20 protein-coding genes are annotated in these 20,612 nt (G+C 66.9%); 15 read left to right on the forward strand and 5 right to left on the reverse strand.

What is annotated here, in order from left to right; translation table 11 throughout:
• Positions 1-4 precede the first annotated feature (4 nt).
• The gene (locus ABIC90_RS02850) at positions 5-502 is read left to right on the forward strand and encodes a TlpA family protein disulfide reductase (protein WP_354352515.1); all 498 of its coding nucleotides are present in this window, start codon (positions 5-7) and stop codon (positions 500-502) included.
• A gap of 43 nt (positions 503-545) precedes the next feature.
• Here ABIC90_RS02850 and ABIC90_RS02855 read toward each other — a convergent pair whose 3' ends face one another.
• Positions 546-1,448: a LysR family transcriptional regulator gene (locus ABIC90_RS02855; protein ID WP_354352516.1), complete on the reverse strand. Its 903-nt coding sequence runs from the start codon at positions 1,446-1,448 to the stop codon at positions 546-548.
• Between the two features lie 190 nt (positions 1,449-1,638).
• Between ABIC90_RS02855 and ABIC90_RS02860 the strand changes: the two genes are divergently transcribed.
• Genes ABIC90_RS02860 through mmsB form a run of 4 tightly spaced genes read left to right on the forward strand, consistent with a single transcriptional unit; the run spans position 1,639 to position 6,412 of the window.
• Positions 1,639-3,162: a CoA-acylating methylmalonate-semialdehyde dehydrogenase gene (locus ABIC90_RS02860; RefSeq protein ID WP_354352517.1), complete on the forward strand. Its 1,524-nt coding sequence runs from the start codon at positions 1,639-1,641 to the stop codon at positions 3,160-3,162.
• Positions 3,163-3,174: 12 nt separating this feature from the next.
• A complete protein-coding gene (locus ABIC90_RS02865; protein WP_354352518.1) occupies positions 3,175-4,329 on the forward strand; it encodes an acyl-CoA dehydrogenase family protein in 1,155 nt (384 codons plus the stop codon).
• 35 nt (positions 4,330-4,364) lie between these two features.
• Positions 4,365-5,480 (forward strand): enoyl-CoA hydratase/isomerase family protein, encoded by a 1,116-nt coding sequence (locus tag ABIC90_RS02870; RefSeq protein ID WP_354352519.1) that lies wholly within the window; start codon positions 4,365-4,367, stop codon positions 5,478-5,480.
• A 35-nt stretch (positions 5,481-5,515) separates the two neighbouring features.
• The gene (gene mmsB / locus ABIC90_RS02875) at positions 5,516-6,412 is read left to right on the forward strand and encodes a 3-hydroxyisobutyrate dehydrogenase (RefSeq protein ID WP_354352520.1); all 897 of its coding nucleotides are present in this window, start codon (positions 5,516-5,518) and stop codon (positions 6,410-6,412) included.
• Positions 6,413-6,481: 69 nt separating this feature from the next.
• On the opposite strand, the gene ABIC90_RS02880 is transcribed toward mmsB, so the two are convergent.
• Positions 6,482-6,781, reverse strand: coding sequence for a hypothetical protein (locus ABIC90_RS02880; protein WP_354352521.1), 300 nt, complete (start codon positions 6,779-6,781; stop codon positions 6,482-6,484).
• A gap of 268 nt (positions 6,782-7,049) precedes the next feature.
• On the opposite strand from ABIC90_RS02880, the gene mltA reads away from it, so the two are divergent.
• The 3 genes from mltA to ABIC90_RS02895 all read left to right on the forward strand — a co-directional run bounded on the left by mltA (position 7,050) and on the right by ABIC90_RS02895 (position 9,846).
• Entirely contained in the window at positions 7,050-8,735 is a 1,686-nt protein-coding gene (mltA, locus tag ABIC90_RS02885) for a murein transglycosylase A (protein WP_354352522.1), read from the forward strand.
• A 53-nt stretch (positions 8,736-8,788) separates the two neighbouring features.
• Positions 8,789-9,244 (forward strand): hypothetical protein, encoded by a 456-nt coding sequence (locus ABIC90_RS02890; protein WP_354352523.1) that lies wholly within the window; start codon positions 8,789-8,791, stop codon positions 9,242-9,244.
• A gap of 146 nt (positions 9,245-9,390) precedes the next feature.
• Entirely contained in the window at positions 9,391-9,846 is a 456-nt protein-coding gene (locus ABIC90_RS02895; protein WP_354352524.1) for an SH3 domain-containing protein, read from the forward strand.
• 108 nt (positions 9,847-9,954) lie between these two features.
• On the opposite strand, the gene ABIC90_RS02900 is transcribed toward ABIC90_RS02895, so the two are convergent.
• Positions 9,955-10,113 carry a hypothetical protein gene (locus ABIC90_RS02900; RefSeq protein WP_354352525.1) on the reverse strand — a complete coding sequence of 53 codons (159 nt, stop codon included), beginning with the start codon at positions 10,111-10,113 and terminating at the stop codon, positions 9,955-9,957.
• Between the two features lie 143 nt (positions 10,114-10,256).
• The gene (locus ABIC90_RS02905) at positions 10,257-11,183 is read right to left on the reverse strand and encodes a LysR family transcriptional regulator (protein WP_354352526.1); all 927 of its coding nucleotides are present in this window, start codon (positions 11,181-11,183) and stop codon (positions 10,257-10,259) included.
• A 102-nt stretch (positions 11,184-11,285) separates the two neighbouring features.
• Between ABIC90_RS02905 and metE the strand changes: the two genes are divergently transcribed.
• A complete protein-coding gene (gene metE / locus ABIC90_RS02910) occupies positions 11,286-13,631 on the forward strand; it encodes a 5-methyltetrahydropteroyltriglutamate--homocysteine S-methyltransferase (protein WP_354352527.1) in 2,346 nt (781 codons plus the stop codon).
• A gap of 157 nt (positions 13,632-13,788) precedes the next feature.
• A complete protein-coding gene (locus ABIC90_RS02915; protein ID WP_354352528.1) occupies positions 13,789-14,541 on the forward strand; it encodes a hypothetical protein in 753 nt (250 codons plus the stop codon).
• On the opposite strand, the gene ABIC90_RS02920 is transcribed toward ABIC90_RS02915, so the two are convergent.
• Positions 14,483-15,994, reverse strand: coding sequence for a short-chain fatty acyl-CoA regulator family protein (locus ABIC90_RS02920; RefSeq protein ID WP_354352529.1), 1,512 nt, complete (start codon positions 15,992-15,994; stop codon positions 14,483-14,485). The two genes, ABIC90_RS02915 and ABIC90_RS02920, sit on opposite strands and share 59 nt — an antisense overlap.
• A 114-nt stretch (positions 15,995-16,108) precedes the next feature.
• Here ABIC90_RS02920 and ABIC90_RS02925 point away from each other — a divergent pair, with 114 nt between their 5' ends.
• From ABIC90_RS02925 to ABIC90_RS02945, 5 genes are all read left to right on the forward strand, one after another.
• The gene (locus ABIC90_RS02925) at positions 16,109-16,522 is read left to right on the forward strand and encodes an acyl-CoA thioesterase (protein WP_354352530.1); all 414 of its coding nucleotides are present in this window, start codon (positions 16,109-16,111) and stop codon (positions 16,520-16,522) included.
• Positions 16,519-17,685, forward strand: coding sequence for a bifunctional 2-methylcitrate synthase/citrate synthase (gene prpC, locus ABIC90_RS02930; protein ID WP_354352531.1), 1,167 nt, complete (start codon positions 16,519-16,521; stop codon positions 17,683-17,685). Before ABIC90_RS02925 ends, prpC begins: the two co-directional genes overlap by 4 nt.
• Positions 17,686-17,730: 45 nt before the next feature.
• Positions 17,731-19,194, forward strand: coding sequence for a bifunctional 2-methylcitrate dehydratase/aconitate hydratase (locus ABIC90_RS02935; RefSeq protein WP_354352532.1), 1,464 nt, complete (start codon positions 17,731-17,733; stop codon positions 19,192-19,194).
• Between the two features lie 4 nt (positions 19,195-19,198).
• A complete protein-coding gene (locus ABIC90_RS02940) occupies positions 19,199-20,077 on the forward strand; it encodes an isocitrate lyase/PEP mutase family protein (protein ID WP_354352533.1) in 879 nt (292 codons plus the stop codon).
• A gap of 164 nt (positions 20,078-20,241) precedes the next feature.
• Positions 20,242-20,583 (forward strand): alpha/beta hydrolase, encoded by a 342-nt coding sequence (locus ABIC90_RS02945; protein WP_354352534.1) that lies wholly within the window; start codon positions 20,242-20,244, stop codon positions 20,581-20,583.
• Positions 20,584-20,612 lie beyond the last annotated feature (29 nt).

Below are 20,612 nucleotides of genomic sequence, written 5' to 3' on the forward strand. Positions count from 1 at the left end.
TGTCATGCGCGCGGCCGTCGCCGTCGCGCTGGCCATGGGCCTGGCATTCGGTGCCAACGCGCGCGGCCCGGAGGGACAGACGTGGGACTTCACACTTCCAACGCTCGACGGCGACCGCTTTCTCTCGCTCGGCCGTATCCGCGGACCGGTGCTGGTGAACTTCTGGGGCCGCGACTGCCCGCCCTGCATCGCCGAGCTGCCGCGCCTGCAGGCCTTTGCGCTTCAGCACCCTGAGTGGACCGTGCTGCTGGTGTCGACCGACGTGCCCGCCGTGGCCCGGCGTGCGTTGAGCGACCGGGGCATTGCGCTTCCGGCCGTGCGCGCCGGGGCGAATGTGGCGGGCTTGATGAGAGCCGCAGGCAATGTCAGCGGAGGGCTGCCTTACTCCGTGGCCGTGAACGGCGCGGTGATCTGCCGCGCGATGGCGGGCGAGCTGTCGGCGGAGGATCTGGGGCAGTGGGCGCGGGCCTGCAGTCCTGGGGACGCGCGCGGCGGGCGTTGATGGCCGGCAAGGCGGCACCCGGCGACAGGCTCAGTTCGTCGAATCAGCCAACAACGCCGCCATGCAAAAGAATCCCACGCTGCGCCAAAGCGGTTTCGCGCAGGAATTCCCACACTGCCTGCATCCGTGCCAGATGCTTGGTTTCCGCCGGCATCGACATCCAGAAGGTCCGCGTGAAATTCGCCTGGCCGGCCAGCACCGGCCGCAGCGCCTCGTCCTGCTCGGCCACGAACGCTGGCAGTACCGCAATCCCCGCACCCGCCGCCACCGCGCTGTGCTGCGCGAGCACGCTGGTGCTGCGCAGCGCGAACGCGTCGGGCCGGTGCAATTCATCCAGGTACTGCAGCTCCTTGCTGAACAGCAGGTCGTCCACATAGCTGATGAAGCTGTGGCCGCGCAGGTCCTCGCGGGTCTTGATCGGTTTGTGCGCGGCCAGGTACTTCTTCGACGCGTAGAGCCCCAGCGTGTAGTCGGTGAGCTTGGTCACCACCACCGGCCCGCGCGCCGGCCGCTCCAGCGAGATCACGATGTCGGCCTCGCGCCGCGACAGATGCACCAGCCGCGGCATCGCGAGCAGGTCGATGGTGAGCTTGGGGTGCTTGAGGGCGAAGAGCGCCAGCTCCGGCGCCAGCACCACCGTGCCGAAGCCTTCGGTGGCGCCGATGCGCACAAGGCCCGACAGGCCCTCCTGCGAAGCCGGCGCGGTGCTCTCCACGGCCTGGAAGGCACTCTCCATTGCCTCGACCTGCGGCTGCAGCCGGCGGCCCGCTTCCGTCAGCCGGTGGCCACCGGATTCGCGCGAGAAGAGCGGGGCGCCGACCTCCTTTTCAAGCGCCTGGATGCGCCGCGCCACCGTGGTGTGGTCCACCTCCAGCCGGCGCGCCGCGCTCATCAGCGTGCCCGAGCGGGCCAGCTCCAGAAAGTAGCGCAGGTTGTCCCAGTCCATGTGCTTGTGTGCCCTTCAGTGATTGCGCCCTCTGATCGAACGAAGGTGTGAAGGCTCTGCATTTTTGCAAAGCCATGGCGCATATTTGTCTATTGTCATGGCAAATCTGCAAAGCTAGGATGCGTGCTGCACCGGCCTCGACCGGCATCGCCTTTTCAGATTCCCAGAGATTCACAGGAGACAAACCCCCATGGACGCCACCACCACCCCCTCGACCCAGGTCGCCACCGTCAAGCTCTTGATCGGCGGCAAGCTCGTCGAATCCAAGACCACCGAATGGCGCGACATCGTCAACCCGGCCACGCAGCAGGTGCTGGCCCGCGTGCCATTCGCAACGCAGGACGAGCTCGATGCCGCCGTGGCCTCCGCCAAGGAAGCCTTCAAGACCTGGCGCAAGACCCCCATCGGCGCGCGCGCCCGCATCTTCCTGAAGCTGCAGCAGCTCATTCGCGAGAACATGGGCGAGCTCGCCGCGATCCTCACCGCCGAGCAGGGCAAGACGCTGCCGGATGCCGAAGGCGATGTGTTCCGCGGCCTCGAAGTGGTGGAGCACGCCTCCAACATCGGCAACCTGCAACTGGGCGAACTGGCCAACAACGTCGCCAACGGCGTGGACACCTACACGCTGCTGCAGCCGCTGGGCGTGTGCGCCGGCATCACGCCGTTCAACTTCCCCGCGATGATCCCGCTGTGGATGTTCCCGATGGCCATCGTCACAGGCAACACCTTCGTGCTGAAGCCCTCCGAACAAGACCCCATGGTCACCATGCGCCTGTGCGAACTCGCGCTCGAAGCCGGCATTCCGCCCGGCGTGCTGAACGTGGTCCATGGCGGCGAAGCCATCGTCAACGGCATCTGCGACCACAAGGACATCAAGGCGATCAGCTTCGTCGGCTCGACCAAGGTCGGCACGCATGTCTACAACCGCGCCACGCTGAATGGCAAGCGCGCGCAATGCATGATGGGTGCGAAGAACCACGCCATCGTGATGCCCGACGCGAACAAGGAGCAGACGCTCAACGCACTCGCAGGCGCAAGCTTCGGTGCCGCGGGCCAACGCTGCATGGCGGTGTCGGTGGCGGTGCTGGTGGGCGAGGCCCGCAACTGGGTGCCCGAACTCATTGCCAAGGCGAAGACGCTGAAGATCGGCGCCGGTACCGAAAAGGGCGTGGACGTGGGCCCGCTGGTTTCCTGCGCCGCTTACGACCGCGTCAACAGCCTCATCGAACGCGGCGAGGCCGACGGCGCCAAGCTGGTGCTCGACGGCCGCAAGCCCACTGTGCCCGGCTACGAGAAGGGCAACTTCGTCGGCCCGACGATCTTCACCGGCGTGAAGCCCGGCATGACGATCTATGACCAGGAAGTGTTCGGCCCGGTGCTGTGCATTGCCGATGCCGAGACCATCGACGAAGCCATCGAGCTGATCAACAGCAACCCGAACGGCAACGGCACGGCGATCTTCACGCAGTCGGGCGCAGCCGCCCGCCGCTTCCAGGAAGACATCGACGTGGGCCAGGTCGGCATCAACGTGCCGATCCCGGTGCCGGTTCCTATGTTCTCGTTCACCGGCTCGCGCGCTTCCAAGCTCGGCGACCTCGGCCCGTACGGCAAGCAGGTCATCATGTTCTACACGCAGACCAAGACGGTGACGGCACGCTGGTTCGACGACAGCACCGTCTCGCAAGGCGTCAACACCACGATCAGCCTCAAGTAAGAAGTCCGCCGGATGGACTTCGAACTTTCCGAAGAGCAGCGCGCCTTTGCGCAGAGCGCGCGCGACTTTGCACAGGCCGAGTTCGCGCCTCATGCGGCGCAGTGGGACGCGGAGGCGATCTTTCCGAAAGAGGCCATCGCCAAGGCCGGCGAGCTGGGCTTCTGCGGGCTCTATGCGCCCGAGCGCATCGGCGGCCTCGGCCTGCCGCGGCTCGATGCGGCGCTGGTGTTCGAGGAGATGGCCGCGGTCGACCCCTCGACCACGGCATTCATCACGATCCACAACATGGCGACCTGGATGCTGGGCACCTGGGCGACCGACGCGGTGGCGCAGCAGTGGGGCGAGGACCTCACGAGCGGGCGCAAGCTCGCGTCGTACTGCCTCACCGAGCCCGGTGCCGGGTCCGATGCCGGTTCGCTCAAGACGCGCGCCGAACTGCAGGGCAACGGATACGTCATCAACGGCGGCAAGGCCTTCATCTCGGGCGCGGGCGCGACCGACGTGCTGGTGCTCATGGCGCGCACGGGCGGCGGCGGCGCGGGCGGCATCTCGGCCTTTGCCGTGCCGGCCGACGCACCCGGCGTGAGCTACGGCAAGAAGGAACACAAGATGGGCTGGAACAGCCAGCCCACGCGCACCATCAACTTCGACAACGTGCGCATCCCGGCCGACCATCTGCTGGGCAAGGAAGGCGAAGGCTTTCGCATTGCCATGAAGGGGCTGGACGGCGGGCGCATCAACATCGCGACCTGCTCGGTGGGCGCGGCGCAAGGCGCGCTCGATGCGGCGCGCCGCTACCTGCACGAACGCCAGCAGTTCGGCAAGCCCATATCGAGCTTCCAGGCGCTGCAGTTCAAGCTGGCCGACATGGCGACCGAACTGGTTGCGGCCCGGCAGATGGTGCGGCTTGCCGCATCGAAGCTCGACGCAGGCCATGCCGACGCCAGCACCTACTGCGCGATGGCCAAGCGCTTTGCGACCGATGCGGGTTTCAACGTCTGCAACGACGCGCTGCAGCTGCATGGCGGCTACGGCTACCTCAGCGAGTTTCCGCTGGAGCGGCTGGTGCGCGACACCCGCGTGCACCAGATCCTCGAAGGCACCAACGAGATCATGCGCGTGATCGTTGCGCGAAAATTGCTCGAAGGCGACAGCGACATCCGCTGAAGCTTCCGACGCAACGCATTCAAGAATCCCAATCCATGACCGACTCCGTAGTTCTCTTCGACGAAATCAACACCGCCAGTGGCAAGCGCTTCGCCGTCGCCACGCTCAACGCCCCGGCCTCGCTCAACGCACTCTCGGTGGACATGGTGCGTCTGCTCACGCCCAAGCTGCGCGAATGGGCGGCAGACGACGGCATCGTCGGCGTGCTGATGCAAGCCGCTGGCGAGAAAGCCTTCTGCGCGGGCGGCGACCTGCGCCAGCTTTATCAAACGCTGCTCGAATGCGGCCCCGCGCGCAACACCTACGCCGAAGACTTCTTCCGCGAAGAGTACGAGCTCGACCACCTGATCCACACCTTCCCCAAGCCCTTCCTCTGCTGGGGCCACGGCATCGTGATGGGTGGCGGCGTGGGCCTGATGTCGGGCTGCTCGCACCGGGTGGTGACGACGCAGAGCCGCATCGCGATGCCCGAGATTGCCATCGGCCTGTACCCGGATGTGGGCGGCAGCTGGTTCCTGCGCCGTACGCCGGGCCGCACCGGCTTGTTCCTGGCGCTGACGGCCGCGAACCTCAATGCCGCCGATGCGATCTTCTGCGGCCTCGCCGACGTGCTGGTGCCGCAGGAACGCAAGAGCCAGGTGCTCGAAGCCATCGCTGCGGCCGCATGGGCGGGCGAGAGCAAGGCCGACCGGGCCACGCTGTCGCGCCTCCTCGCGAAGGCGGGCGAGGGCGCCGAGATGCCCGCATCGAAGGTGCGCGAGCACTACGACACCATCAACGCACTCATGGCCGGCGACGATCTGCTCGACATCGCCAACCGCCTGCGCAACCTGCAGAGCGACGACCCCTGGCTGCAGTCCGCCTCCAAGACCTTCATCAAGGGCGCGCCGAGTTCGGCCGCGCTGAGCTTCGAACTCTGGCAGCGCGTGCACCGCATGTCGCTGGCCGAGGTGTTCCGGCTCGAATACTGGGCGTCGCTCGGCTTCTGCGCGCACAAGGACTTCGCCGAAGGCATCCGCGCGGTGCTGATCGACAAGGACCGCAATCCGCGCTGGAACCCCGCGACCCTCGAAGAGATCACGCCCGCCTTCATCGAGGACCACCTGCGTCCGCGCGGCGAGATGCCGGCGGAGCTTGCATCGCTGGTCTGACATCGCATTCATAAAAGACAACGGAGACAACACACATGAAGATCGCATTCATCGGCCTGGGCAACATGGGCGGCCCGATGGCCCTGAACCTGCTCAAGGCCGGCCACACGCTCAGCGCTTTCGACCTCTCGGCTGACGCCTGCAAGAAGTTCGGCGCCGAGGGGCTGCCGATTGCCAGGTCGGCGGCCGAGACGGTGGCCGATGCCGAAGTCGTCATCAGCATGCTGCCTGCCAGCGCGCACGTCGAGGGCCTCTTCCTCGGCGGCGCGGGCAAGACCGGCCTGCTGGAGAGCATCAAGGCCGGCACGCTGGTGATCGACAGCAGCACCATCGCCGCGGCCACATCGCGCAAGGTGGCTGAAGCGGCCGCTGCCAAGGGCATCGCGATGATCGATGCGCCCGTGTCGGGCGGCACCGGCGGTGCGATTGCCGGCACGCTGACCTTCATGGTCGGCGGCGAGACGGCGGACCTGGAGCGCGCGCGCCCGGTGCTCGAAAAAATGGGCGCCAACATCTTCCACGCGGGTGCCGCAGGCGCGGGCCAGACCGCGAAGATCTGCAACAACATGCTGCTGGGCATTCTGATGATCGGCACCTCCGAGGCCCTGGCGCTCGGCGTGGCCAATGGGCTCGATCCCAAGGTGCTGTCGGAAATCATGCGCCGCAGCTCGGGCGGCAACTGGGCGCTCGAAAAGTACAACCCGATGCCGGGTGTGATGGAGACGTCGCCCGCCTCGAAGAACTACGCGGGCGGTTTCGGCACCGACCTGATGCTCAAGGACCTGGGGCTGGCGCAGGAGAACGCGGCCGCCGTGCGCGCCGCCACGCCTCTGGGTGGCTTGGCGCGCAGCCTGTATGCGGCGCACAGCCTGGCGGGCCACGGCGCGCTGGACTTTTCCAGTGTGCTGAAGCTCGTGCAGAAGGCCGGCTGATGACCTGGCGGGGCGCCCCTGCGCCCCGGCTTTGTCTTGCGCAGTCTCGATCTGCGCGTGAACCCGAGCTCAGGGCCGAGGTTCGCCGGTAAGGCCCAGCTCACGCCTGCACCGCAAGTCCGTCATGCGGACCACCTGCGGCGCGGTATCGATCGAGCGTCCGGTTGCTTCCACGGCTCCCCACTGGTTCATTACGAGGTCGACGCCATACTTCTGCGGCCATTGCTTGCCGATGGCGCGTTCGATGCAATGCTGAACGTCGAGGTAGCGCTCGGCCATTGTTGTGGTGGCGGTGGTCTGCGCCGACACCGGCGAGGCGCTGAAAGCCACGGCGGCAAGGGAGACAAGGGCGGTCAGGCGAGCAAGCATTGAAATTGAAGATCCGGATGGCGATGGAGCGGCGGTAGTTTAGCCAGCTCGCTACGTCGTTCGGGGTAGACCGTCGTGCAGATGGTCAGGTACCCCAGCCGTGCCTATTCTTGAGGTCCACCCCGACCCTCGGCCCTGGTTGCCAGGTGCCCGTCACCTTTCAGCGGGTCGGATCGCTGCGGCGAAACAGATCGCGCACCGCCGGACATGGGCTGCACCGCAACTGCATCGCGGCGCTGCAGACGATCACCCCCGTGAAGGATTCCCCATGAAATCTCATCTCTGCTTTGCATCTGCCCGTTGGCGAGTCGGCGGCGCGACGATCGCAGCCGCGCTCGCCGGCTGCGGCACGATCGGGGCCTGGACCCCCTTCGGTGCGCGTGATGCCACAACTTCCACGGCATCGTCGCCGCCTGCGTCATCCGCCTCATCTGCGCCATCCACGCCGTCGCAACTGCCGCCGAGCACCTCGGCCGCCGACGTCGATGCCAGGCGCCCGCCACCCGGCGCATCTGCCGCGGCGCCCTCGCCGGCGAGCGGCCACGTCGCTGGCCGATCGCGCACCTTCTCGACCAAGCTCGCCACCTATACATCCGTCGGCTTCGATGCGGTCCCCGGATGGCGCCAGGACGATTTTTCAGAAAGCTGGCCGGCTTTTCTCGGGAGTTGCAAGGTGCTGACCCAGCGCGGCGCCGAGTGGCGGCAGGTATGCGATCGCGCGCGCAAGGTAGACCGCGGCAACGACGTGGCGATACGCAACTTCTTCGAGACCGACTTCGCCGCCTACCAGATCCGGGACGACGACAGGCGCCCCGACGGCGTGGTGACCGGCTATTTCGAGCCCGAGATCACGGGCAGCCGGCAGTACGAGCCGCCCAACATCTATCCGGTGTATGCGCAACCCCAGGACATGCTCTTTGCGGACGCGCGCAAGCTGCCCCCGGGCAACGGCATCGTGGCAGCGCGCGTGAGGGGGCGCAACGTGGTCGTTCAAAGTGGATTGAGCACGCGCGACATGGGCGCGCCGGGCCTGTATGCGCTCGACCTGTCCGCCGTCACGCGGGATACCCTGGACCGCAAGGTCCGCCTTCGGATCGAAGGCCGGCGGCTCTTGCCCTATTTCACCCGCGAGGAGATCGAGACGAAGGGCGCGCCCAACGCCAAGGTGCTCGCGTTCGTGAGCAGCGCGGCGGCGCTTTACGAGATGCAGATCCAGGGGTCCGGGCGCATTCGCCTGAGCAACGACGAAGTGATCCGCGTGGCCTACGCGGAGCAGAACGGCCAGCCCTTCAGGCCCAGCCTGGCGCAATCGGCCTCGGGCAAGGCGCGCAGCCCGGTCAAGGTGCGCGGTTCGTCGATCGAGCTCGAACTGGACGACGGCGATGAGGACGACGACGTGGATGGCGATACCGATGTCTCGGTTATTCGCACGCGCGGCTTCACGCTGGCACTGCCCAAGACCAGCGGCGCGGTGATGGTGCCCGGACGACGCACTGCCGGGAGGGCGACAGGCTCGGGCATCAAGGATCCGAGCTACGTGTTCTTCAAGGAAGCCGGCGCCACGGCCGGCGGTCCGGTCGGCGCGCTGGGCGTACCGCTGTCGGCGGGGCGGTCCATTGCGGTGGATCCGCGCAGCACGCCTTTGGGCTACCCGGTCTTCGTCTCGACCCGCACCCCCGGAAGCGGCGTGCCGATGCGCCGTCTGACGATTGCGCAGGATACGGGCGGCGCGATCCGCGGCGCTGTCAGGGCGGACTACTTCTTCGGAAACGGGCAGCAGGCCGCGACCCAGGCGCGTCGCATGAAGGAGCGCGGTCAACTGTGGGTATTGCTGCCGCGCGGGCTGGCCGTGGCCGCAGCCGCCAGTTCGACGATTCGCACCCGGGGAGCTGCCGTGGGCGCCGACTTGCCCGAATGCCTGGTGCCCGCGGAAGGCAGCTGCGTCGACGATTGATGCACAGGCGCCGGGAAACGGCGGCGACGTACGCGCTCAAGGAGAATGTCGCGATGAATCGCACCGTCGCACGGATCACCTCGGCGCTGCTGGCGTCGATGGCTCTTGCCTTGCTCGTGGCATGCGGCGACGGATACCCCCGGGCCGATCGACCCAGCGACAGGCGCATGAACGCCTCCACCCACCTGCAGTTGTTGAATCGTTCTCTCGCAACCAAGCAGCGCAAGCTGACGATGCGCGACGCTTGCCATCTGGTGTTGTCGAAGCCGGGTGCTGCGAAGCGAGAGGGCGTTCTGCTGCCTCTGCTGTCTACCAATGTCGTCGTGGGCACGGACTCTGAAACCGGCCGATTTCTCGTGAAGCTGGTCGAGATCGCAAACGGAAAGGCAAGCACGCGTCTGCGCCTTGCGGTTGGGGAGTGGCTCGATGCAGTGGCTTGGCGCTCGCATTTCCAGCAACTGCAGATACGTTGCGCGGCAACACAGGCATCCACAACGCCGCCTGGATAGCCGCCCGGGAGTTCGCCCGGTTGCGCGGCAAGCCTTGGGAAAGTGCGAAACGAGGGGGAACTTTGGTGAATGCACAGCCCCAGAGGGGGACCGCGCACGAGCGCGGCAGATCGTTCACGACTTTTTGCTTTGAAAGGCCTTCGTCAATGTCACTGGTTCGCCATCTCTCCGCATTGCTTCTCACAGGTTTCCTGTTCTTCCTTGTCACGCCCCTGGTGCAGGCGCGCGAGATGGTCAGTGTTGCGCGGGGGGAGGTGAACATGCGCTCCGGTCCCGGCACGCGGTACGACGCGCAGTGGGGGTTGAGCCGGGGCTATCCGCTCTCGGTGGTGGGGCGCAAGGGCGGCTGGATCAAGGTCGCGGATTTCGAGAACGACAAGGGTTGGGTGCTGCGCTCGCTGACCAACCGCACGCCCCATCATGTCGTCAAGTCGAGTGTTGCGAACATTCGCAGCACGCCAGGCACACGCGCACGCATCGTCGGCAAAGCGGTTTACGGCGATGTACTCCGGACCTTGGAGCGCCGCGGCGACTGGGTCAAGGTTCGGCACGAGCGGGGCACCACCGGATGGATTGCACGCCGGCTCGTTTGGGGCTGGTGATCGCCTAGCATCCGGGCCGTGCGGATTCGCGGGCTCCGATGGTGCGTTTGCCTCGCGCCGCACAGATGTGAAAAGCCCGTCGACACAGGCTGTGGCAGGCCTCCCGATTCAGCCCAACCAGGTCTTCACGGCCCACAGCACGCCCACGACAGCCGCGACCAGCATGACGAAAAGCATCCAGGCCCGGGTGAACGCCTGCGTCTCGGTGATGGCGACGGCGGCGGTCGCGGGAGGGGTGTCAGGTGTGGCGGGTGGTTGTGGGTTCATTCCCGACTCTACCCCGCCGCGTCGGGCGATGCGGGTTTTGCCGGCAACCCAGTTCGTACCAGCGCATGTCGTTGCCTTCGTTGTGAGCGCAATGCCCGACAGCAGTTCGAAGATCTAGGCCGCTCACGCGTGTTCGTGTCGCGTCAGAGCAGTTCGATCCCCGGCAGGCTCTTGAAGCAGCTCTCGCGCGTGATGTGCACGAAGTCAGCGAGCCATGGCTGGTCCGAGGTGCCCTGCGTGCAGGCCATGTAGAGCCGTCCCGTCAGCCCCTTGCTGCCGACGCGGCGCGCCGTGACGTAGCCGCGGTCGAGGTAGTTCTGCACCGCCCACAGCGGCAAGGTTGCCACGCCGCGTCCGCTCGCCACCAGCTGCAGCATCGCCACCGTGAGTTCGGTGGTGCGACGGTGTGCGGGCTCCACGCCGGCCGGTGCCAGCACCTGCCGCACGATGTCGAGCATCTCGTCGGGCACGGGGTAGGTGATCAGCGTCTGGTCGGCGAAGTGCCTGGCCGTGAGGTGCGTCTTGGCCGTGAGCGGGTGGTCGTTGGCGAGCAGCGCCACGATCTCGAAGCGGAACAGCGCGTGGTAGTCCACCGTTTCGTCGGGGTCCTCCTCGGACACGATGGCCACCTCGGCGCGGTTCTGCATCACGAGCGCGATGGGGTCGGGGTGGAAGCCCGAGACGATGTCGAGCTCGATCTCGGGCCAGCGCTGGCGAAAGGCGTCCATCGCGGGCATCAGCCAGTCGAAGCAGGTGTGGCACTCGACCACGATGCGCAGCTGCCCGCTGCGCCCCAGCGCGAGCCGTGCCACGTCGCGCTCCGCTTCTTCGATCAACGGCAATGCCGTGTCCGCCAGTTGCAGCAGCCGAAGACCGGTGGTGCTGAACTGCGGGGGCACCGACTTGCGCTCGAAAAGCTGCGCACTGTAGCGGTCTTCGAGCAGCTTGATCTGGTGCGACAGCGCCGACTGCGTGAGGTTGAGCAACTGCGCCGCGCGCACCAGGCTGCCGGTGTCGCGCAACGCGATGAGCGTGCGCAGGTGGCGTATCTCCAGGATCGATTGCAACATGAATGAGATTCAAGTGAATGGGCAAAAGGTTTCGTTTGAATCATATTCTCCAAACGCCGACCATTGCGGATTCTCAAGATTCAAGCGACAGGATTACCCGCAATGACCACCCGTACCCACACCCTCGGCTTTCCGCGCATGGGCGCCAACCGCGAGCTGAAGTTCGCCCTCGAAAAGCACTGGCGCGGCGAGATCGACCGCGCCGCGCTCGAGGCCGTCGGCGAACAACTGCGCGCGCGCCACTGGCAGGCCCAGCGCGATGCGGGGCTGGCTTACGTCACCGTCGGCGACTTTGCCTACTACGACCAGGTGGCCAACCACATTCAGCTGCTCGGCTGCGAACCGGCGCGCTTCGGCTTCAAGGGCGACGAGGCCGAGCTGTCGCGCTACTTCAAGATGGCGCGCGGCGTGGAAGATCAAGCCGGACATGTGCATGACCAGAACTGCAAGCACGGCACCGAAGGCACCTTCGCGCTGGAGATGACCAAGTGGTTCGACACCAACTACCACTACCTCGTGCCCGAGTTCAATGCGGCCACGCAGTTCAAGCTGGCCTCCACGCGGCTCTTCGACGAGGTGGCGCAGGCGCAGCAGGCCGGCCATGCGGTCAAGGCCGTGCTGCTGGGCCCACTGAGCTTCCTGTACCTGGGCAAGGAAAAGCAGGTCGGCTTCGACCGCTTCTCGCTGCTCGACCAACTGCTGCCGGTGTACGAGCAAGTGCTCGCGCGCCTGAAGCAGCAGGGCGTGGAGTGGGTGCAGATCGACGAGCCCATCCTCGGCCTGGACCTGCCCGAGGCCTGGCGCAATGCCTTCGAGCGCGCCTACTGGCAGCTCGCGCGCAGCGCGCCCAAGCTGCTGCTGGCCACGTATTTTTCGCCGCTGTCCGAGAACTTGCGACTGGCGTGCCAGCTGCCATTGGCCGGCTTGCACGTGGATGCGGTGCGCGCGCCGCAGGAGCTCACGGGCGTGGCCGACTGGCTCGCCGCGCACAAGGTGCTGTCGGTCGGCATCGTGGACGGCCGCAACATCTGGCGCACCGACCCCGATGCGGCGCTTGCCACGCTGCGCCCGGTGGTCGACAAGAACCGCGGCGAGCTGTGGATCGCGCCCTCGTGCTCGCTGCTGCATGTGCCGTTCAGCCTCGCGGCCGAGACAAAGCTCGATGCCGAGCTCAAGTCGTGGCTCGCCTTCGCTGTCGAGAAGCTCGATGAGCTGCGCGTGCTCGGCGCAGTGCTCGACGGCAACGAGGTTTCCGTCGCCGCTGATCTCAAGGTCGCCCGCGCCGCGGTGGCCGCGCGCCGCGCCAGCCCGCGCGTGCACCGCGCCGACGTGGCGTTGCGCCTGGCGCGCCGCGTGGCCGGCGACGACGCCCGCGCTTCGGCCTTCGCGCAGCGCCAGTCGGTGCAGCGCTCGCGATTTGCCTTGCCCTCGCTGCCCACCACCACCATCGGCTCGTTCCCGCAGACCCCGGACATCCGCGCCGCGCGCGCCGCCTTCAAGCGCGGCGAGCTCGATGCGGCCGGCTACCGCGACAAGATGCGCGCCGAAATCGCGCTGGCCGTGCGCAAGCAGGAGGAGCTGGGCATCGACGTGCTGGTGCATGGCGAGGCCGAGCGCAACGACATGGTCGAGTACTTCGGCGAGCAGCTCGACGGCTTTGCCTTCACCGCCAACGGCTGGGTGCAGTCGTACGGTTCGCGCTGCGTGAAGCCGCCGGTGATCTTCGGCGACGTGGCGCGACCGGCCGCGATGACGGTCGAATGGACCGCCTACGCGCAGAGCCTCACCAAGCTGCCGATGAAGGGCATGCTGACCGGCCCAGTCACGATCCTGCAGTGGTCTTTCGTACGCGATGACCAGCCGCGCGCCACCACCTGCGAGCAGATTGCCTGGGCGATCCGCGACGAAGTGGTGGACCTTGAAGGCGCCGGCATCGGCATCATCCAGATCGACGAGCCCGCGATCCGCGAAGGCCTGCCGCTGCGCCGCGCCGGCTGGCCCGCGTACCTGAAGTCCGCCACGCGCGCCTTCCGCATCAGCGCGTCCGGCGTGCGCGACGAGACGCAGATCCACACGCACATGTGCTATTCGGAGTTCAACGACATCCTGCCGGAGATCGCCGCGATGGATGCCGACGTGATCACCATCGAGACCAGCCGCTCCGACATGGAACTGCTGCGAGGCTTTGGCGGCGAGAACGATTCGGGCGGCTTCCGCTACCCGAACGAGATCGGCCCGGGCGTCTACGACATCCATTCGCCGCGCGTGCCCTCGGTGGACGAGATCGTGCGGCTGATGCGCAAGGCCGCGGACGTGGTGCCGCACCGCAACCTGTGGATCAACCCCGACTGCGGCCTCAAGACGCGCGGCTGGCCCGAAACCGAGGCGGCGTTGTCGAACATGGTCACAGCCGCGAAGCTGCTGCGCGAGGAGCTGGCAGCGGCGTGAGCGGCTCGGGTCGGGAGAGAAGGGGGCGAGCGCCAATAATGGCGCCATGACCGTCTCTCTCCACGTTGCGAAACGTTTCTCCCTTGCTCCTTTTCTTCTGTTGTCGCTGCTGCTCGCACCAGTTTTGGCCGGGGCGCAGGATCGCGCGCAGGCCTTGATGCAATTCGAAGGCGTGCAGGCGCGCTATCAGGCCGCGTATGCGCCCGGTGCCGTGTCGCGCGATGCGCGACAGTTGCTCGACCCGCCGGACCAGGCCATCGCCGACAAGGCGCTCGCGGCGCTGGACACCGCCGCCGCGCGTTCGTTCGACGTCAAGGCCTCGGTCGCTGCGATCCAGCAGGAGGTGGCTGCGGCGGGCAAGGGCGGCGCCGCACCGGGCCCGCAGGTGCAGGAGGCCGTGGCGCGCTTCGCCAAGCTGCGTGCCGACTACGCTGCGATGGACGACGCGGCCAAGATCGAGTTCTTCAACCGCGAGCGCGCGAAGCCGGCCGACCCCGCACGCACCGAATTGCTCGAACGCATGGCGGTGGCAGACGTCCGCGAAGTCGATTTCTCCAGCCAGCTGCTGCTGAGCTCCGTCGTCAAGCAACTGGCCCGCGGCAACGCCGGCCAGTTCACCTCGCTGCCCGATCGCACGCTCGACATGGCAGTGGACACGCTGTGGTCGCGCGGCATCACCTCGCCGCGTCCGCGCAACCTGTTGACGGTGGCGCGCGAGTTCGAAAAACAGGTCACGCAAGCGCTGCTCGCGGCGCTGCCCGACGCGGACGTCGCCTCCCTGCTCGCTTGGCGCAACGATCCGCAGGCCGCGGCCGAGCGCGAGGCGCTGGTGGGCACCTACCGTGCCGAGGTCAAGGGGAGCGGCGCCGTGGCGATCCGGACGCTGGTGCGCGGCTGGCCCCGCTCTTGAGCGCGGTGCGCGCCGTGCCATACCTGTCGGGCGCCGCGGCATAGGGCATGAAGCGGCTCTGGTTCTCGTCCACGTCGAGCGGCCGGCCCACGAACGGAAACGCCCGCTGCGGGCAGGCCTCGCGTTCGCACACCTTGCAGCCCGCGCCGATGGGCGTCGGCACCTCGGGGTCGCGCAGGTCCATGCCCTTGGAATAGACGAGCCGCGTGGCATGGCTGATGTCGCAGCCCAAGCCGATGGAGAAAGTTTTGTTGGGCGAGCCGAAGCCGCGGTAGCCGTGCGACACGGTGCGCGCGATCCAGAGGTAGGCGCGACCGTCGGGCATGCGCGCGAGCTGCGTCAGCACGCGGCCCGGCTGCGCGAAGGCCTCGTACACGTTCCATAGCGGACAGGTGCCGCCGGTTTTCGAGAAGTGGAAGTGCGTGGCCGACTGGCGCTTGGAGATGTTGCCGGCGCGGTCGACGCGGATGAGGAAGAAGGGAACGCCGCGCGCCTCGGACCGCTGCAGCGAGCTCAGGCGGTGGCAGATGGTTTCGAAGCCCACGCCGAAGCGGCGCGCGAGCTGGTCGATGTCGTAGCGCAATTGCTCGGCCGCTTCAAGAAACACGCCATAAGGAAGCAGCAGTGCGGCGGCAAAGTAGTTCGCGAGGCCGATGCGTGCCAGCGAACGCGCGGTGTCGCTCGACAGCGGCGCCTGGGCAACCAGCGTGTCGATCATGTCGCCGAGTTCGAGAAAGGCCAGTTGCGTCGCAAGCTGGAAGGCGTGCTGGCCCGGCTCCAGATAGCGCGAGAGCCGGAGCACGCGCGTGGCCGGGTCGAAGCGGCGTTGCGCGCCGCCTTCGTCGTCTTCGGCCGGAATCACCTGCACGCCGTGTGCTTCGAGCAGGCGCTGTGCAAGCCGGTCGCCGGGGTTGCCTTCGCGCAGCCGCCACTCGGCGGAGAAAGCCTCGGCGGCGTCGTCGAGCGGGGCGATGTGGTTCTGGTGCGCGAAGAAGAAATCGCGCACTTCCTCAAAGGGCATCGGCCGTGCCTGCGGCATGCGCGCGAGGTCGCCGCGGCCATCGCCGAGTTCGCCGGCCAGCGCTTCGAGGCGCTCCATCGCATCACGGTGCCGCTGGTGCAGCGCGATCAGTGCGCGGCCCACTGCGGGCATCTGCGTGGCGACTTCGCGCAGCTCGGCGAGCGCGACCGCATCGCCGCCCGGGTTGTCGGCCAGCGCCTCGCGCAGGCTTGCGACGAGGCGCGCTTCTTCGTCTTCGGAAAAAGCCTGGATGTCGACGCCCAATGTGGCGTGCAGGCGCAGCAGCACCGGCACGGTGAGTGGCCGCTGGTTCTGCTCGATCTGGTTGAGGTAGCTGGGCGACAGGCCTAACTGCTGCGCAAGCGCGAGCTGGCTCAGGCCGCGCTCTTCACGCAGGCTCCGCAGCCGTACGCCCATGAAGGTCTTCTTCATCGCCATCTCCATTCTTCGATGTTCGCAAGATTCGCAAAATCTGGGCGCTGTCTTCGCAATCATTCGCCAATTCAGTCCTTCATTATGGTCACGATCTTGCGTAAATTGCGAATCATGCAAAACGCACGCGGCACCGTCCGATCGATCGAGGTGGTATTCCCCGAACACACCAACCACTACGGCACGCTGTTCGGCGGGCAGGCGCTGCAGCTGCTGTCGAAGGCGGCCTTCCTCAGCGGCCGCGGCTTCGTGCGCGGCGACGTGGTGATGGCGCGTTGCGGCGAGGTGCTGTTCCATGCGCCCGTGCGGCTGGGCAGCACGCTGGTGCTGGAAGCGCATGTGTCGCGCGTCGGCCGCAGCTCGCTCACCGTGCGCGTGGCCGGCAGCGTGCAGGACGTGGCCACCGAGGCGCTCAAGCGTGTGCTCGATGGCGAATTCGAGATGGTGGCCGTGGATGCCGCCGGACGCCCGGTGCGGTTGGCGAACACGCCGCGCCTTCATGAACAGACATTCGAGGAGACCGTATGACCCTGACCGCAGACAGCCCGCTGGCCACAGGCTTCAAGCCCAAGAAATCCGTCGCACTCTCGGGCGTGACCGCGGGCAACACCGCGCTGTGCACCGTGGGCCGCACGGGCAACGATCTGCACTACCGCGGCTACGACATCCTGGACATCGCCGATGTCTGCGAGTTCGAGGAAATCGCGCACCTGCTGGTGCACGGCAAGCTGCCGACCGCCTCCGAACTGCGCGCCTACAAGGGGCGCCTGAAGGCGATGCGCGGCCTGCCCGCGAGCGTGAAGGAAGCGCTGGAGCGCCTGCCCGCGAGTGCGCATCCGATGGACGTGATGCGCACGGGCGTCTCGGCGCTCGGCTGCGTGCTGCCCGAGAAGGACGACCATTCGCTGCCGGGCGCGCGCGACATCGCCGACCGCCTGATGGCCTCGCTCGGCTCGATGCTGCTGTACTGGTACCACTGGTCCACGCAGGGCCGGCGCATCGAGGTGGAGACCGACGACGAATCGATAGGTGCGCACTTCCTCCACCTGCTGCACGGCCGCGCACCCTCGGCGAGCTGGGAGCGCGCGATGCACACCTCGCTCAACCTGTACGCCGAGCACGAGTTCAACGCCTCGACCTTCACCGCCCGCGTGGTGGCGGGCACGGGCTCCGATGTGTACTCGGCCGTCACCGGCGCCATCGGCGCGCTGCGCGGACCCAAGCACGGCGGCGCCAACGAGGTGGCCTTCGAGATCCAGAAGCGCTACGACACGCCCGACGAAGCCGAGGCCGACATCCGCCGCCGCGTCGAGGCGAAGGAGGTGGTCATCGGCTTCGGCCACCCGGTCTACACCGTGTCGGACCCGCGCAACGTGGTCATCAAGCGCGTGGCGAAGAAGCTCTCGGACGAGGCCGGGTCCACCCGCATGTACGACATTGCCGAACGGCTCGAAACCGTCATGTGGGAGGCGAAGAAGATGTTCCCCAATCTCGACTGGTTCAGCGCCGTGAGCTATCACATGCTGGGCGTGCCGACCGCGATGTTCACGCCGCTCTTCGTGATCGCGCGCACCAGCGGCTGGGCGGCGCACATCATCGAGCAGCGGCAGGACAACAAGATCATCCGGCCCAGTGCCCACTACACCGGGCCCGAAGACCTGATCTTCGTGCCCATCTCGGACCGCCGCTGAGGCATCCAGACCGCTTCGTACCGTTTACCGCAACAGAGAAGAACCATGTCCGCTCCCATCAGCAACGTCCGCCCCGAACCCGACCCGGTGCTGGTCGACATCGTCGACTACGTGCTCGCGCACCAGCAGATCACCAGCGCGCTCGCCTATGAAACCGCGCGCCACTGCCTGATCGACACGCTCGGCTGCGGCCTCGAAGCGCTTGAGTACCCGGCCTGCACCAAGTTGCTCGGCCCGGTCGTGCCCGGCACGGTGGTGCCCCACGGCGCGAAGGTGCCCGGCACGCCGTATCAGCTCGACCCGATCCAGGCCGCGTTCAACATCGGCACCATGATCCGCTGGCTCGACTTCAACGACACCTGGCTCGCGGCGGAGTGGGGCCATCCGAGCGACAACCTGGGCGGCATCCTCGCGACGGCCGACTGGCTGAGCCGCAATGCGGTGGCCGCGGGCCGCGCGCCGCTGACCATGCGCGACGTGCTCACCGGGATGATCCAGGCGCACGAGATCCAGGGCTGCCTCGCGCTCGAGAACTCGTTCAACAAGGTCGGGCTCGATCACGTGGTGCTGGTCAAGGTTGCATCGACCGCCGTGGTGGCGCGTCTCATGGGCCTGTCGCGCGACGAGATCATCAACGCCGTGTCGCTCGCATGGGTCGATGGCCAGAGCCTGCGCACGTATCGCCATGCGCCCAATACCGGCAGCCGCAAGAGCTGGGCTGCGGGCGATGCGACGAGCCGCGCGGTGCGCCTGGCGCTGATCGCGAAGACCGGCGAGATGGGCTACCCGAGCGTGCTCACCGCCAGGACCTGGGGCTTCTACGACGTGCTGTTCAAGGGGCAGCCGTTCAAGTTCCAACGGCCTGCATCCGAATGGGGCAGCTATGTGATGGAGAACGTGCTGTTCAAGATCAGCTTCCCGGCCGAGTTCCACAGCCAGACGGCGGTGGAGGCGGGCATGACGCTGCATGGGCAACTGCAGAAGTCCGGCAAGACGGTGGACGACATCCGCCGGGTGACGATCCGCACGCACGAGGCGTGCATCCGCATCATCGACAAGAAGGGGCCGCTGAACAATCCGGCGGACCGCGACCACTGCATCCAGTACATGGTGGCGGTGCCGATGATCTTCGGGCGCCTGACGGCCGGCGACTACGAGGACAGCGTGGCGAACGATCCGCGCATCGACGCGCTGCGCGACAAGATCGTCTGCGTGGAAGCCCCCAGGTTCACCGCCGACTATCACGACCCCGAGAAGCGCAGCATCGCCAATGCGCTGACCGTCGAGTTCAAGGACGGCACAAGTTTTTCGGAGATCGTTGTCGACTACCCGATCGGCCACAAGCGCCGCCGTGCGGACGGCATTCCCTTGCTCGAAGCCAAGTTCCGGACCAACCTCGCGCGCAGCTTCGCGCAGAAGCAGCAGCAGGCGATCCTGGATGTGTCGCTCGATGCGAAGAAGCTCGAGGCGATGCCGGTGAACGAGTACGTCGATCTCTACACCGCCTGAAGCCATGCGCGTGAACAACGAGTCGCCGAAGAAGGCGCTGCGCCGGCTGGCCGAGGCGCGCCGCGGTGCGCTGGTGCCGGGCGCATTCAATGCGATGTCGGCCCGCATCGTCGAAGACCTCGGCTTCGAGGCGATCTACATCACCGGTGCGGGCGTGACCAACATGTACCTCGGGCTGCCCGACCAGGCCTTCATGGGGCTGCACGAGATTGCCGAGCACACCGCGCGCATCCGCGATGCGGTGAGCCTGCCGCTGCTGGTCGATGCCGACACGGGCTTCGGCAATGCGCTCAACGTGCGGCACACGGTGCGCATGCTCGAGCGCGCTGGCGCCGACTGCATCCAGCTCGAAGACCAGGTCAGCCCCAAGCGCTGCGGCCACTTCGCGGGCAAGGCGGTGATCGACACCGGCGAGATGCTCGGCAAGATCAAGGCGGCCGTCGACGCGCGACAGGACAGCGACCTGCTCATCATGGCCCGTACCGACGCGGCGGCCGTGCATGGCTTCGAGGCGGCCATCGAGCGCGCACATAAGTTCAGCGAGGCCGGCGCGGACATCCTCTTCGTCGAGGCCGTCACGCAGGCCGATGAAGTGCGCGCGTTGCCCCGGCGCCTGGGCAAGCCGCAGCTCATGAACATGGTGATCGGCGGCAAGACGCCCACCTTCGGCGCCGAGGAGCTGGGCCAACTGGGCTACGGCTTCGTGCTCTACGCCAATGCCGCGTTGCAGGGCGCGGTGGCTGGCATGCAACGTGCGCTGACCGTACTTCGCGACACGCGGCGCCTTGATGAAGACCCCCAGCTGGTCGCGCCGTTTGCGGAACGGCAGCGTCTTGTAGGCAAGCCGCTGCTTGATGAACTAGAGAGAAAGTACGCAAATTAGCCGGGTTTTCGGCGGCAAGATCCGCACTTGACTTAGCCTTGTCAGCAAGTTCCGCTTCATTGTTTCAATTTCGTGAACGCTGCGATTCGATTGTGCGGGGGTTTACCCTAGTCATTCGGGCGCAAAATTCATGTCATCCCAAGCGAACACATAAGGAAATTGAAATGAAGACCTCGAACATCCTCGCCGCCGCCGCTCTGTCCCTGCTCGCCGCCGCTGGCGCTCATGCAGAAACCTACGAAGGCGTGCAGCCCCTGACCTCCGGCTACAGCCGCGCTGAAGTGGCGCCCCAGGCCGTTGCCGCTGCCCGCGCCGGCAACGTGTACGGCGACGGCGTGTCGTCTGCCGTGGCTCCCGCACTGGTTGCTTCGACCGACCGTGCCATCGTTCGCAGCGAAGCCGTCGCCGCCGCACACGCTCCGGGCCAGAACCTGCGCCGCGAAGCCTTCGCCGGCAGCGTCGTGCCTTCGCAAGCACGCAGCTTCACGCGTCAAGCCGGCCTGTAATCTGATGGCGGCGCAAGCCGCCTCAGGCA

The sequence above is a fragment of the Variovorax boronicumulans genome, assembly GCF_040544675.1.
GTDB lineage: Bacteria > Pseudomonadota > Gammaproteobacteria > Burkholderiales > Burkholderiaceae_C > Variovorax > Variovorax boronicumulans_D.